The organism is Marinobacter sp., from assembly GCF_052091845.1.
Classification (GTDB): Bacteria; Pseudomonadota; Gammaproteobacteria; order Pseudomonadales; family Oleiphilaceae; genus Marinobacter.
Genome location: NZ_JBQDCO010000001.1, coordinates 112,767 through 125,946, shown reverse-complemented (window position 1 = coordinate 125,946; position 13,180 = coordinate 112,767). Strand labels below are relative to the sequence as shown.

Below are 13,180 nucleotides of genomic sequence, written 5' to 3'. Positions count from 1 at the left end.
CTCCTATACTCTGGTTTTCAGTCAGGCCTTGGCCTTACCGCCCATTTTCTTCATCCAGCGCTTACTCTCTTCATACATCATGCGGTCAAACGCCCAGGGAGCAAAACGTTTAAGCAGCCATAAACGACGCTCTTTGGTATGGGGAAGCACCCAGAAGTCCTTGTTCTTTGCCGAACGCACGATGTCCTCAGCCACATGATCGGCAGAAATAGTGGAGCGCTTCATCAGCTTGCCCACGTTCTGCTGAATTCCGGGAATATCGGAACGCATGCTGGAAGCGAGGTTGGTCTGGAAAAACGCCGGGCACACGCAGCTCACATGAATACCATTGCCCCGCAGTTCCTGGCTCAAGGTCTCCGACAACGCGATAACGCCAGCCTTGGACACATTGTAGCTACCCATCAGCGGCGCCAGCATAAGGCCTGCCATGGAGGCAATGTTCACAAACGTGCCCGAGCCCTGCTTCTTGAACTGCGGCGTAAACGCCTTACAACCGCGCACAACGCCCAGCACGTTGATATCAATAATCCATTCCCAGTCTGCCATGGTGGAGTCTTCAATCGAACCGGCAGAGGCCACGCCGGCATTATTCACCACCACATCCACACCGCCCCACTTTTCCGTGAGATCGGTGCACACCTTTTCCAGGTCCGTCAGGCGGCGGATATCGCACTCCACAAAGTAGCCTTCACCACCGGCCCTGTTAATTTCCTGCTCAACATCTGCACCCTGCTCCAGGTTAATGTCACCGATACAGACTTTGGCGCCGTCTCTGGCATAACGCAATGCGATAGCCCTACCAAGGCCGCTTGCGCCACCTGTTATGAATACTCTTTGTGTCATAGTGTTTTCCGTTTTATTTGTTTTCTGTCAGCCTGACTCCCAGCTGGACAAGAGCGGGCGGGGCTGGCTTTCTGAAACTGTGCGTAGCCATGGATGGCGGAGCCAAGCGTACATGGACGTATTCACAGCGTGTTTCAGAAAGCCAGCCCCGCCCGCTCCAGCACCCTGCTATCAGCTTTTATATTTACGCAGCTCCAGCCTGGCAACCGTGGCACGGTGTACCTCGTCCGGGCCATCTGCCAGCCGCAGAACACGAGCATAGGCAAATAGCTGAGTCAGCGGGAAGTCATCATCACTCACCCCGGCACCGCCGTGAATCTGAATGGCCTGATCCACAATGGTTTGTAGCATATTGGGAATCAACGCCTTGATCATGGCGACCTCCTGAATGGCTCCCGCAATACCCTTGGTGTCCAGCGCCCAGGCGCATTTCAGGGTCAGCAGCCGTGCCTGCTCGATGGACATACGCGCATTGGCAATAATATCCGGATTGCCACCAAGTTTTGCCAGTGGACGACCGAACGCTTCACGGCTCAGAGAGCGCTTAACCAGAAGTTCCAGCGTGCGCTCCGCTGCGCCAATTGCTCGCATACAGTGATGCACACGCCCCGGCCCAAGACGACCCTGAGCAATTTCAAACCCGCGGCCCGGCCCAGCTATGAAAGCGCTCTTGGGCAAGCGCACATTATCAAACAGTACCTGGCCATGGCCGTATGGCTCGTCGTACTCACCGAATACCGGAAGCATACGTTCAATTTTCACGCCAGGAGCATCCAGTGGCACCAATACCATGGAGTGGCGGCGATGTTTGTGGGCATCCGGATCGGAAAGCCCCATAAAAACAGCCACTTTACAGTCCGGGTGGCCAATGCCGGTGCTCCACCATTTGCGGCCATTAAGCACCACTTCATCGCCTTCCACCACGGCGGTTGCTTTCATGGTGGTTGCATCTGAAGAGGCCACGGCCGGCTCGGTCATGCAAAACGCTGAACGAACCTCGCCACTAAGCAAGCGTGGCAGCCACTCAGCCTTTTGCTCTTCGGAACCGTAATGAATCAGCACCTCCATATTACCGGTGTCCGGCGCATTGCAGTTGAAGATTTCCGGCGCAATAAAACTGCGGCCGGTTTCTTCTGCTATCAACGCGTAATCAGAATTGAGCAGACCACAACCATGCTCCTCATCCGGAAAGAACATATTCCAGAGCCCCTGGGCTTTGGCTTTTTCCTTCAACTCCGTGATGATTGGTAGCACAACCCAGCGGTTCTCAAGAGAGGCTAATTCTTTACGGTACTGAGCCTCGACTGGAAAAATCTCTTCTGCCATGAACGCTTTAACACGGGTGAGATAATCCTGACCTTTTTCAGAGATACTGAAATCCATTGCAAATTCCTCACAAAGATTGCACAGGCGGGCGCAGTGAATACAAGCGCATTGAAATCAGTCTAAAGCCGCCTCAACTATTACGCGACTGAATTATTCTTATCGTTTACTATTACCGAAACTAATTTGAAGGGACACACTGTCTATGGCCGGCACACGCCTGGACCTCAACCTGCTGCATGTATTTGACACCATATATCGGGAAGGCAGCCTCACTCGCGCAGCAAAGGCCCTACACCTGACACAGCCGGCCGTCAGCCATTCCCTGTCCCGTCTGCGGGATCATTTTGACGACCCGTTGTTCACACGCCAGGGCAACCAGATGGTTCCCACACCCCTGGCCCGCCGGTTCCTTGAATCCATGAAACCCGCACTGACCCAAATCCAGGGTGCTGTTAATCAATTCCATGCCTTCGATCCTGCCAGCCAGCGCAAAACCTATTCACTCGGTTTAAGAGATGTTCTGGAATCTACGTTTCTGCCACCGCTTATGCAGCGACTAACCACCTATCCGGAGTTGGAGATCGTTAGCAAGCGCATTCCAAGACGGGAAATGGAAACACAGCTCGCGGCTGGCAAGCTCGATTTCGCTGTGGACGTACTATTACCGGTAAGTAGCCAAACATCACACGAACTTTTAAGGCGGGACAGGTTGGTCGTTCTGGCCAGGGAGGATCACCCATTGGCATCACAAGCGCTGGATATGAACGGGTATCTCTCAGCACGCCATGTGCTGGTATCGTCACGCGCAGAAGGGCCGGGCATTGAGGACTTTGAATTATCGCGGCTGGGGGTGCAGCGCACTATCCGCTTGCGTTGTCAGCATTACTATGCGGCTTGCCGGGTAGTGGAGGCCACTGACCTTTTACTGACCATGCCGGAAACCTACGCCAGGATTATTTCACAGCGGGCCGGTATAACCATTATGAATCCTCCGGCAGACCTGCCCTCACTCGACGTACATCTATATTGGCATAAGGCTTATGACCAGGAGCCGGCATTAATCTGGTTCCGGGAGCAACTGAACGCTATTCAGTAGGCGCCAACAGCCGCGAGAAAGCCGAAAAAACCTATCGCCATAATGCCGAGGGATGCCACGACAATAGCAAACCCCCACCAAACCGCTGCGCCGTCAGAAATAGCCATCCCATGGCCTCGCAGGGTGCGGTAAAATGCCCATGGTCCGAGCACAAAAGCGCCCGCCACGGCAAAAACCAGCCCAACGCTAATACCTGCAAACGTCCAGGTGGCAAGCTCTGTGGCTCGTTCTGACACTCGGTCGGCCACTCCTTTATGCTCAAGAAACTTCTTACAGAAGAACCAAAGCAGCCCAAAGAGCGCGGCAACAAATATCAGCCCACCAATTATAATAAGAACACGATAAAGCACGATCAGGCATCCTGTCAGTTAGGGAGAGTGTTAGCCCGGATAATACGGTTCTGGCAGGCATTCAAAGCCGGGCTTGGCAAACAGATAGCCCTGATAAAGACTAATGCCCTGAGAGCGCAACCAAAAGTACTCCTCGGTTGTTTCCACACCTTCAGCGACGATCCTACCACCTAACTGAGCCATCATAACGATAATGCCAGAAACAACAGCTTGCTTGTCAGGCTTTCGATGGATATCCCTTACCAACGCCATGTCTAATTTAAGAAGATCGGGCGGACTCGCCATCATAATGATCCGTATAGACTGACCGGATTCGTAAATAACATGTGCACGCCACTATAGTTGTGAACGACTTACTGGTAAAACAGATTTCGGTGAAATTCAGTCAAATGGTGGCGCCCGCTCGTCGCGCAACTACACTGGGCTTTAGCATGCACACGAGCCGGCCAACTAAAGGAGTTTTGCAATGGCCCAAACAACCCATATCGCAGTGACCCCCGGAGACGGTATTGGCCCAGAAGTTGTGGAAGAAGCCATTCGCTGCCTGGACACCCTGCGCACCAAGCATAGCCTGGCACTTGAATGGACGCATTTTCCCTGGCCGTCTCATGCCTGGCACCAAGAGCATGGTAAATCCATGCCCGAAGACGCCCTGTCTCAGCTCAAAGCTTACGACGCCATATTACTAGGCGCCCTGGGCGACCCGGGGCCAGTGGACGATCCAAACCGCTACCTGTTAACAGACAGCGTCTCGCTGGCACCTTTGCTGGAAATGCGCAAAGGCTTTGATCAGTGGGTCTGCGAGCGGCCTGCCCGCCTTTTACCCGGTGCTCGCCGGTACCTGGCTGACGAGCGTGCAAAAGACCTGGACATGCTGGTCATTCGCGAAAACTCAGAGGGCGAGTACGTGGGCCAGGGTGGCCGGCTGCGCAAAGGCACGGAAGACGAGACGGCCACCCAAATGGAAGTATTCACCCGCAAGGCCACCAATCGCATTATCCGCTATGCTTTTGAGCAAGCTCACACTCGTGCCACAGAGCGTGCAAACGAGGGACGTACCCGGCATTTCCGCACCCTGGACGGCCGTGATTGCGAAAGCCAGGTATGCCTGATCACCAAGCGCAATGCCCTGCGCTATTGGGGCGATATGTACACAGAGGCCTTTGAAGAAATCAGCAAAGAGTTTCCGGATGTAGCCACGCATCATGAGCTGGTAGACGCAGCGTGCATGAAGTTTGTGCAAAGCCCCTGGACCTTCGATGTGGTAGTCGCCAGCAATCTTCAGGGGGACATTCTCACAGACCTGGCTGCGGTGCTGTCCGGTGGCATGGGCGTTGCGCCGTCGTGCAATCTGAACCCGACAGACCCGGATATGCCATCCATGTTCGAGCCTACCCATGGCAGCGCGCCGGATATAGCTGGCCAGGGCCTGGCTGACCCCACTGCCATGCTGTTTACCGTGGCACGTATGCTGGAATGGTTCGGCCGCAAAGATCCTGTAATGGCGGCGGCTGGCAAAGAACTGTTTGGAGCGGTGGCGGCTGATCTGGCGGAAAATGCCGGCACACGTCGGGGAACGGAAGACATTGGTGCTGCAATCTGTGGCCGGCTTACAGCCTGACTCACACTACAAAGAAAATAGGCCGGAACATGGGTTCTGGCCTTTCTCGCGTTCTGACCTGTCTTAATCAGGCATGACAAATTCGAGACGCCCGGGCGCTACGCGAATATCTGTGGGCAACATGCCAAACATCTTTTGCGCTGTGCTGGTTTCATCCAGGCGATAAACCGGCACAGTTTCCAGCATCTGGGCCACAACTCCCATCACCTTGTCTGTAACCGGCCCAAGGTCTCCCTTGAAGAAACCTGCATCCACACTGCTTTCCAACAGCTTTACCCGACGGACAAAGATCGCTTTCTCCTTGCTGTCATAAACCGGCGCACCCTCAACCTTCAAAGCAATATCAACCGGTAGTTTGGCCATCAGCGCGTTAAGTGCCACACGGCCCTTCAGATTGATCACTGCAACATCACGGCCATCCGGCCCAAGGGTCACGTCTGCGTCACTCAGGCTTAAACTCAGCGGTGACCCCCTTTTCAGCTGATTGCGATCGTAATCACGAACCGCGTCCTGCAAATGGCTTTCTAACTGCCCTTCCGAAATTGAATAAGGCGACAGACTGGCACAGCCACTGGACAAAACCATAGCCAGTAACATAACGCCCCAGAGACTACTCAGGTGTACTTTATTCATCTTTATTCTCCACGAATTGGACACCTTGCCTTCGGTACCAGGGAAGCTGGAGCAAGTTACGTGTACGGTTAGAGTAGCGAATGCCCGGGCAAATTATTCGTTCTCGGCCCGGGCATCCACATGAGGCGTGAGATTATCGTCGAAAACAACGCGCATTAAAATGGGCTGGCAACAGACCTGGCAGTCTTCTACATATTCCTGCTCCACCACTGAAGGGTCGACGCTGATATCCAGCGTCTCCCAGCAGTATGGACACTGGATAAGCACAGAATCCAGAGCCGACATAAGCCCCCCTCAGAACTGTTGTTTGGCCATCCAGGGGATGATGCGATCGAATGCGGCATCCAGCTTTTCACAGGTTGTTGAAAAACTGATGCGCACTGCGTTGGTGCAATGCTCGCCAAACGCATCTCCCGGCACCAGGCATACACCGGTTTCTTTCAGCATGCGCAACGCCAGATCCGACCCATCAACATGGGGCGGCAAATCCGGGAACGCGAAAAATGCCCCACCGGGTTTATATCCTGTCATGTAGGGCGTTTGCCCGACTAGATCCACTACCTTGTCCCGGCGCTCCTTATAGATACCGACCATGTCCTGCACACAGCTTTGATCCCCTGTCAGAGCTGCCACACCGGCAAACTGTGACGGCGTATTAGCCACCGAAGTGGTAAACATGTGGTAACGCCGCAGGGATTTGATCGCAGCCTGACTGGAGATCACCCAGCCTACGCGCAGTCCCGCCATGCTGTAGGTTTTCGAAAAGCTGCTGATGCACATAATGTTGTCCAGATCCATGGAGCAATTCAGGACACTGGCAAAATCATCGTCATCAAAAATCAGGTGGTCATACACCTCGTCGGCATAAACCTGTATGCCACGATAGGCGCACTCTTCCAGAATGGTTTCCACAGTACTGCGGGGGTATACAGCCCCGGTCGGGTTGTTGGGGTTGTTGAGTATCAGCGCGAAAGTGCGCGAGCCCATGGCCCGGATCACTTCGTCGGGATCAAGCTGATGATCGTTCGACGCCCGGGTAGGCACAAATTTCACTTCGCCGCCGTTCATGCGAATTAACGGTGCATAAAGCAAGAAAGACGGGTCCGTGACAATGAACTGACGTCCCGGTGCGGCTGTGGCCGAGATAGCCAGATACATGGCCTCGGTGGCACCGCTGGTAACGAGAATGTTATCTCTGGTGAGCTTTCGGTTGTAACGCTTCCCGTAGTAATCCCGCAGCGCCACCAATAGCTCAGGCAAGCCTGCGTCCATGGTGTAGCCGGTTTGCCCGGCATTCAGCGCATCAATGTAGGCATCAATGATGTGTTTGGGCGTTGGCAAATCAGGCTGTCCAATTGAAAGATGAATCACGTCTTTCATAGACGCAGCCATATTGACCATACGGCGAATTCCCGGCACCGGAACCGCCTGCATGGCAGGGTTCCAACTGGCCTTGGTCTTGCGGTACTTAACTTTCCGTGGCTTGTCCTGACCAGTGTCTTTGTTGGTGGCGTAAACCATAACAACCTCCTGCAACGGGAACGGGAGCTAAACGAGCTACCATTGCAGGTTAGCCAGTAAGGTCAGGGCATACAAGGCAAAACCAGACAAAGATGATGTAGGTATAAGTACGTGGCTCAATTGCGCTTGATTGGCACTTCAAATTTCCCTCGAGGTTGACCGGCTGGCATCCGCCTACCAGACTGACAGAATGTTCCTGACCGCCATAATGGTGGGCCCGGACAACCCTGTAACAACTTAGTCATCTGATCTGGCGGAGGCTCAATGAACCAACTCAGCAAGCCCGTGGTAACCGTTCTCACCGCACCTGGAGAACAGGAGCCACCCGGTATCGAATCACTCCATGCACGAGCAGAAGTGCGCTTCGCAAGCGACGAGGCAACTTTGCGCAGCACCCTGCCGGGCACCGATGTCATGATGGTGACAGATTTTCGCACCGAGGCGCTTGAGGCTGCCTGGGGTTGCGCAGACAAGCTGCAATGGATTCATGCCACCAGTGCCGGGGTAGACGCGTTGATGTTCCCTGCCCTTACCCAGGGCAATGTGGTTGTCACCAATGCCAGGGGCATCTTCGACCGCTCCATCGCCGAATATGTGCTGTGCACCATCCTCATGTTCGCCAAGGACTTTCCGGGCTCTATTCGCTTGCAAATGAAGCATCAGTGGAAGCACAGAGATACTGAGCGAGCTGAGGGCAAACAGGTGCTTGTAGTGGGTGCCGGTTCTATTGGCCGCCAGATCGGTCGCCTGGTTGGCGCAGCCGGGTTAAAGCCTCACGGCATTGCCAGAACCGCCCGCACAGACGACCCGGATTTTGTTGCAGTACATGGCAACGATGAACTGTATACCCGGTTGGGCCATGCCGATTATGTGGTTATCGCTGCACCGCTAACGCCGCAAACGGAAGGGCTGTTTAACGAAAAAGCATTCAAAGCCATGAAAAACACAGCGCGTCTGATCAACATTGGCCGCGGCCCGATTGTCAAAACCGATGATCTGATTGCTGCTCTGGAAAGCGGCGAGATCGCAGGTGCCGGGCTGGATGTCTTTGAGGAAGAACCCCTCAGAGAAGACCACCCTCTTTGGGACATGGAGAACGTGACCATGACGGCGCACATGGCCGGTGATTTTATTGGCTGGAAGCGGGCTCTTACTGATCAGTTCCTGGACAACTTTGATCGTTGGAGTAACGACAGCGAACTATTCAATCTGGTCAACAAGGAGTTGGGCTACGCCGGCAAAAAATAATCAGACATAAAAATGGGGAGCCGTGAACTCCCCATTTTATTCAACCTTAAAAGGCCAGGATTCAACTCCCGGACAACGACTGCTCCGAGGGGTCAATCTCCATCTGCTGAATCGCAATCACAGCTTGAGTTCGGTTGCGAACGCCAAGCTTGCGGAATACCGCTGTAATGTGGGCTTTGATAGTGGCTTCAGAGACATCCAGGTCGTAAGCAATCTGCTTGTTCAGAAGCCCCTCTGCCAACATACCCAACACGCGGAACTGCTGAGGCGTGAGTGATGCCAGCTTCTCGGAGAAATCGGTAGTGTCTGAATGCATTCGCTCAAGCTTGTCTGCCACGCCTTCGGGCAGCCATACATCGCCTTCCAGAATGCCACGGATTGCCTCGGTAATGGTCGGCAGTGGCGCCGACTTTGGAATAAAGCCAGACGCCCCGTAATCAATCGAGCGCCGCATGACCTGCAACTCCTCGGAACCCGACACAACCACCACGGGCAACCCGGGATACTGTCCGCGCATGAACACCAATCCGGAGAAGCCGTGGGCACCCGGCATGTTCAGATCGAGCAGAACCAGATCTGCATCCGGGTGCGAATCTACCGACGCCTGAAGTGCCTTGATGCTGTCCACCTCGACAGTGTGTGCATCAGGTACCGCTTGACTGACCGCCTGTTTCAGGGCCGCCCGAAACAGGGGGTGATCATCGGCGACGATAATAGTTTGTGTCATTAAACCAATTCCTTACAGGTTTTTTTGGCCTGCACCCAGGCCTTATTTGAACTCACGGTTGTCGACGAGATCGTCCACCACACTGGGGTCTGCAAGTGTTGAGGTGTCTCCCAACTGATCGTGCTCATTAGCGGCAATCTTACGCAAAATCCTGCGCATAATCTTGCCCGATCGTGTTTTAGGCATACCCGATGCCCATTGAATAACATCCGGAGAGGCAATGGGACCAATTTCTTTACGCACCCATTGTACCAATTCCTTTTTCAGTTCATCAGAAGGCTCTTCGCCCTGCATCAGGGTGACATACACATACAGACCCTGGCCTTTAATGTCGTGGGGGAAACCGACAACGGCCGCCTCTGCCACCTTGTCATGGGCAACAAGCGCACTTTCTACCTCTGCGGTACCCAGCCTGTGCCCGGAAACGTTGAGCACATCATCAACACGGCCGGTAATCCAGTAATCACCGTCTTCGTCCCGGCGGGCACCATCTTCCGTGAAGAACATGCCCGGATAGGTGCTGAAATAGGTGCGAACAAAGCGCTCGTGGTCGCCGAAGATCGTGCGCATCTGCCCCGGCCAGCTATCCTGAATAACCAGGTTGCCATCGGCTTTGCCCTCGAGCAGGTTTCCTTCGTTATCCATCAACCCGGGCTTTATGCCAAAGAAGGGCACAGTTGCCGAGCCCGGTTTCAAGTCTACGGCCCCCGGCAGCGGTGAAATCAGAATGCCGCCGGTTTCTGTTTGCCACCAGGTATCCACGATCGGGCACTCGCTGTTGCCAATAACACGGTGGTACCACTCCCAGGCTTCCGGGTTAATGGGTTCACCCACAGAACCCAGCAGTTTAAGGCTCTTTCGGGTTGTGCCAGCCATGCAGGACTCGCCCTCGGCCATCAATGCGCGAATAGCGGTTGGGGCCGTATACAGGGTATTAACCTGGTGCTTGTCGACCACCTGCCCCATGCGGGAGCTGTCCGGATAGTTGGGCACCCCTTCAAACAGAAGCGATGTCGCGCCGTTGCAAAGCGGCCCATACAGTATATAACTGTGCCCGGTTACCCAGCCGAAGTCTGCCGTACACCAGTAAACATCACCATCGTGATAATCGAATACGTATTCGTGGGTCATGGAGGTAAAAACCATGTAACCACCCGTGGTGTGCAGAACACCTTTCGGGGCCCCGGTGGAACCGGAGGTATACAGCATGAACAACGGATCTTCTGCGTTCATGGGTTCTGGCGGGCAGTCTGCCGAAGCGGTCGCCATCAAATCTTCGTAGCACTCATCGCGACCATCAACCCAGGGCACGTCCTTGTTTCCGGTGCGGCTGACAACCACTACCTTTTCAACAAGCACGCCCTCCCTGTCTTTGAGGGCCGCATCCACGTTCTTCTTCAGGGGAATCTTCCGGCCGCCGCGCAGGCCCTCATCAGCGGTGACCACAAAGCGGGACTTGCCATTCACAACCCGGGCCCCCAAAGCTTCGGGAGAAAAACCGCCGAAGACAACGGAATGGATCGCGCCAATGCGCGCGCAGGCCAGCATGGCTACGGCAGTTTCAACAATCATGGGCATGTAGATGGTAACCACATCACCCTTCTTGACACCCAGCTCTTTCAATACGTTGGCAAACTTGCTGGTCTGTTCGTGCAGTTCGCGATAGGACACGTGGCGGGATTCGGAGGGGTCGTCACCTTCAAATATAAGGGCCGTGCGATCACCGCGGGTCTCCAGGTGTCGATCAAGACAATTGGCAGACGCATTCAACTGGCCATCTTCAAACCATTTAATGGAAACATTATCGTGATCGAAGGAGGTGTTCTTAACTTTGGAGTAAGGCTTGATCCATTCAAGGCGCTTGCCGTGCTCACCCCAAAATGCGTTAGGGTCTTCAATCGACTGACGGTACATCTCGTCATACTGTTCCCGGTTTAACAGGGCCCGTTTGGCCACATTCGGGCTTACCGGATAAAGGTGTTTATCTGTCATAGTGTTCCCCCTTGATCAGAGATTGTTGTCATTGTCGAGTTTATTAAATCAGAGCAATAGGGCCTCCATGCCCTGTGGACACATAGCTGTAGTTCAACATGTGTACCACCGCACAATGAATTAGACTAACGTCCTAACACACCTGAACTTTTTGCTTAAATGTTCAATAATCTGACTAAAGTCAACAGTCACTGGCAGAGAGCATGGGCTTCAACTACAAAGAGTAGTAGCGTTTACCCGGAAGGTAAACCAGCCCCGCCGAGCGGGGCCCGGTGTAATCATGCCGCTTGCTTACGAACCCGGGACGATCCCCTGCGACTCGCTTTCTTCGCCTTCAGCGCATAGCGATTAAGGCCCGCTAAATGAATCTTGCGCAGATACACCGCCCAGTCAATCTGGCGTGCATCTACCGGGAACAGAGCCTCATCCACAGGCCCCATGCGTGATGACAGGGCTAGCAAGTCGTCATTGCGAAAAATGTAATCCGGCGCGGTGTAGAAACCAAAAATGGTTGCCAGCGAGCGAGTGGTATCCAGATTGCGCAGTATTTTAAAATCCCGATCCTTGCCCAGCATACGCAGTGTGCGATGAGCCAGGTTAAGCGGGATACGCGCTCCACCCACCAACGCATCAAACAAGGCCCGGTTTACTGCGATAAAAGGCTTCACGGGCTGACGGTAAAAAAGCTGCTTATAAGCTGCATGGTTGGTTTTGGCCTCTGCCATCAAGTGGTCGATAAACTCCCCCAACGACACGGGATTGGAGCTGCCACTGCAACATTGATAAACACGAGCCTGTGGAGAGTCCGTCACCGCCTCGGCCGTTGCGATAATAATGCCATTAGCCACCAGATCGACGGGGATAACATCAATAGTGCCAGAGCGCTTACCGGGGAATACGGTTACTTTTTCTCTGGCGTAGGCAAGAATAATGGCGTCGGCGACTTTTACGCCTTCAATCCAACCCGGTGCCGGCTCTTCCAGGGCACTTTCAATAATGGATGGGCGCACAATGGTGAGGGCGCGCCCCTTCAGGGTCTTGAGCAGCAGTTGCTCGCCCAGCCATTTAGTAAACGTATAGGTATCGCTCCAACCATAACGATTGGCCTCGCGGATACCCAAACCCACAAGCTTTTTCTCCAACTCCTTGCCGGCATACCGCGAGCGCACGTCGGCAATACTATCGTTCAGGAGCCGGATCAGTTCTTCAATCTCGTAATAGCCGGCCGGATTGCGAGGAATGTCTTCGCCGGCGGGCTTGACCACTGACTCGGTAATCTGGCCAGAATTCACCCCGTTTACGTAACAGGTTGAAACCTGAACAACGGCAAGGGATGGGTTCTGGCGAGCCAGTTCAGCAATATTTTCCAGACATAAAGTGTTGATCGAAAGCGCTTTATCCAGCTCTTCCCGAAAGTTAACGCTGGCAGCGGAATTAATAACCGCATCAACACTGCCCGCCAGCGCCCGGAATGTCTCAGGCGATAAACCAAAACCAGGCTGTGTAACTTCCCCGGTGACGCAATGCAACCGCTCCTCCAGGAAAGTCTCAAGCGCCACTGTGCTTTCCTGGCGCAAACGATCGAATACAGAAGAGGTGGCAATTTCATCAAGAAAACGACTGCGGGCGTCAGGATGACGCTTGTTCCCTCGTATCAGCAGATGTATGCCGCCAATATCCGGCACTGCACGCATCAACTTTTCCAGAACGACTTTACCAAGAAACCCCGTGGTGCCCGTTACCAAAACATGCTTGCCGCGCAATTGCTCAAGTACCTTTGACGAAGACACTCCTGCCACCTCTTTTTGCGTTGCCATTGGGAA

Annotated in this window: 13 protein-coding genes; 3 read left to right on the top strand and 10 right to left on the bottom strand. The window is 54.0% G+C overall.

The genetic code is table 11. From position 1 onward, the window contains the following. Positions 1-21: 21 nt before the first annotated feature. Both ACTHYN_RS00555 and ACTHYN_RS00550 read right to left on the bottom strand, forming a co-directional pair. A complete protein-coding gene (locus ACTHYN_RS00555) occupies positions 22-843 on the bottom strand; it encodes an SDR family oxidoreductase (protein ID WP_441810537.1) in 822 nt (273 codons plus the stop codon). Between the two features lie 171 nt (positions 844-1,014). Further along, positions 1,015-2,226, bottom strand: a complete 1,212-nt coding sequence (locus ACTHYN_RS00550) for an acyl-CoA dehydrogenase family protein (RefSeq protein ID WP_441810536.1) — start codon at positions 2,224-2,226, stop codon at positions 1,015-1,017. A 145-nt stretch (positions 2,227-2,371) separates the two neighbouring features. Between ACTHYN_RS00550 and ACTHYN_RS00545 the strand changes: the two genes are divergently transcribed. Then, positions 2,372-3,265 carry a LysR family transcriptional regulator gene (locus ACTHYN_RS00545; protein ID WP_441810535.1) on the top strand — a complete coding sequence of 298 codons (894 nt, stop codon included), beginning with the start codon at positions 2,372-2,374 and terminating at the stop codon, positions 3,263-3,265. On the opposite strand, the gene ACTHYN_RS00540 is transcribed toward ACTHYN_RS00545, so the two are convergent. After that, the gene (locus tag ACTHYN_RS00540) at positions 3,259-3,615 is read right to left on the bottom strand and encodes a hypothetical protein (RefSeq protein ID WP_441810534.1); all 357 of its coding nucleotides are present in this window, start codon (positions 3,613-3,615) and stop codon (positions 3,259-3,261) included. The two genes, ACTHYN_RS00545 and ACTHYN_RS00540, sit on opposite strands and share 7 nt — an antisense overlap. 30 nt (positions 3,616-3,645) lie before the next feature. Then, positions 3,646-3,903 (bottom strand): EAL domain-containing protein, encoded by a 258-nt coding sequence (locus ACTHYN_RS00535; protein ID WP_441810533.1) that lies wholly within the window; start codon positions 3,901-3,903, stop codon positions 3,646-3,648. Positions 3,904-4,081: 178 nt separating this feature from the next. On the opposite strand from ACTHYN_RS00535, the gene ACTHYN_RS00530 reads away from it, so the two are divergent. Beyond that, positions 4,082-5,236: an isocitrate/isopropylmalate dehydrogenase family protein gene (locus ACTHYN_RS00530; protein ID WP_441810532.1), complete on the top strand. Its 1,155-nt coding sequence runs from the start codon at positions 4,082-4,084 to the stop codon at positions 5,234-5,236. Between the two features lie 63 nt (positions 5,237-5,299). Here ACTHYN_RS00530 and ACTHYN_RS00525 read toward each other — a convergent pair whose 3' ends face one another. The 3 genes from ACTHYN_RS00525 to ACTHYN_RS00515 form a co-directional block, all read right to left on the bottom strand. Next, complete coding sequence (locus ACTHYN_RS00525; RefSeq protein WP_441810531.1) at positions 5,300-5,869, bottom strand: DUF1439 domain-containing protein; 570 nt, start codon at positions 5,867-5,869, stop codon at positions 5,300-5,302. A gap of 93 nt (positions 5,870-5,962) precedes the next feature. Beyond that, on the bottom strand, positions 5,963-6,154 hold the full coding sequence (locus ACTHYN_RS00520; RefSeq protein WP_441810530.1) for a CPXCG motif-containing cysteine-rich protein: 192 nt from the start codon (positions 6,152-6,154) through the stop codon (positions 5,963-5,965). Between the two features lie 9 nt (positions 6,155-6,163). Next, a complete protein-coding gene (locus ACTHYN_RS00515; RefSeq protein WP_441810529.1) occupies positions 6,164-7,390 on the bottom strand; it encodes a pyridoxal phosphate-dependent aminotransferase in 1,227 nt (408 codons plus the stop codon). A 264-nt stretch (positions 7,391-7,654) separates the two neighbouring features. Here ACTHYN_RS00515 and ACTHYN_RS00510 point away from each other — a divergent pair, with 264 nt between their 5' ends. After that, positions 7,655-8,638 (top strand): D-2-hydroxyacid dehydrogenase, encoded by a 984-nt coding sequence (locus ACTHYN_RS00510; RefSeq protein ID WP_441810528.1) that lies wholly within the window; start codon positions 7,655-7,657, stop codon positions 8,636-8,638. A gap of 61 nt (positions 8,639-8,699) precedes the next feature. Here ACTHYN_RS00510 and ACTHYN_RS00505 read toward each other — a convergent pair whose 3' ends face one another. The 3 genes from ACTHYN_RS00505 to ACTHYN_RS00495 all read right to left on the bottom strand — a co-directional run bounded on the left by ACTHYN_RS00505 (position 8,700) and on the right by ACTHYN_RS00495 (position 13,174). Further along, a complete protein-coding gene (locus tag ACTHYN_RS00505; protein ID WP_441810527.1) occupies positions 8,700-9,365 on the bottom strand; it encodes a LuxR C-terminal-related transcriptional regulator in 666 nt (221 codons plus the stop codon). A gap of 42 nt (positions 9,366-9,407) precedes the next feature. Further along, entirely contained in the window at positions 9,408-11,357 is a 1,950-nt protein-coding gene (gene acs, locus ACTHYN_RS00500; RefSeq protein ID WP_441810526.1) for an acetate--CoA ligase, read from the bottom strand. 278 nt (positions 11,358-11,635) lie between these two features. After that, on the bottom strand, positions 11,636-13,174 hold the full coding sequence (locus tag ACTHYN_RS00495) for a fatty acyl-CoA reductase (protein ID WP_441810525.1): 1,539 nt from the start codon (positions 13,172-13,174) through the stop codon (positions 11,636-11,638). Positions 13,175-13,180 lie beyond the last annotated feature (6 nt).

Coding starts and splice junctions, on each gene's coding strand:
- ACTHYN_RS00505 (WP_441810527.1), bottom strand. CDS start 9,365: ATGACACAAACTATTATCGTCGCCGATGATCACCCCCTGTTTCGGGCG.
- ACTHYN_RS00525 (WP_441810531.1), bottom strand. CDS start 5,869: ATGAATAAAGTACACCTGAGTAGTCTCTGGGGCGTTATGTTACTGGCT.
- ACTHYN_RS00515 (WP_441810529.1), bottom strand. CDS start 7,390: ATGGTTTACGCCACCAACAAAGACACTGGTCAGGACAAGCCACGGAAA.
- ACTHYN_RS00520 (WP_441810530.1), bottom strand. CDS start 6,154: ATGTCGGCTCTGGATTCTGTGCTTATCCAGTGTCCATACTGCTGGGAG.
- ACTHYN_RS00495 (WP_441810525.1), bottom strand. CDS start 13,174: ATGGCAACGCAAAAAGAGGTGGCAGGAGTGTCTTCGTCAAAGGTACTT.
- ACTHYN_RS00555 (WP_441810537.1), bottom strand. CDS start 843: ATGACACAAAGAGTATTCATAACAGGTGGCGCAAGCGGCCTTGGTAGG.
- ACTHYN_RS00550 (WP_441810536.1), bottom strand. CDS start 2,226: ATGGATTTCAGTATCTCTGAAAAAGGTCAGGATTATCTCACCCGTGTT.
- ACTHYN_RS00535 (WP_441810533.1), bottom strand. CDS start 3,903: ATGATGGCGAGTCCGCCCGATCTTCTTAAATTAGACATGGCGTTGGTA.
- ACTHYN_RS00510 (WP_441810528.1), top strand. CDS start 7,655: ATGAACCAACTCAGCAAGCCCGTGGTAACCGTTCTCACCGCACCTGGA.
- ACTHYN_RS00530 (WP_441810532.1), top strand. CDS start 4,082: ATGGCCCAAACAACCCATATCGCAGTGACCCCCGGAGACGGTATTGGC.
- ACTHYN_RS00545 (WP_441810535.1), top strand. CDS start 2,372: ATGGCCGGCACACGCCTGGACCTCAACCTGCTGCATGTATTTGACACC.
- acs (WP_441810526.1), bottom strand. CDS start 11,357: ATGACAGATAAACACCTTTATCCGGTAAGCCCGAATGTGGCCAAACGG.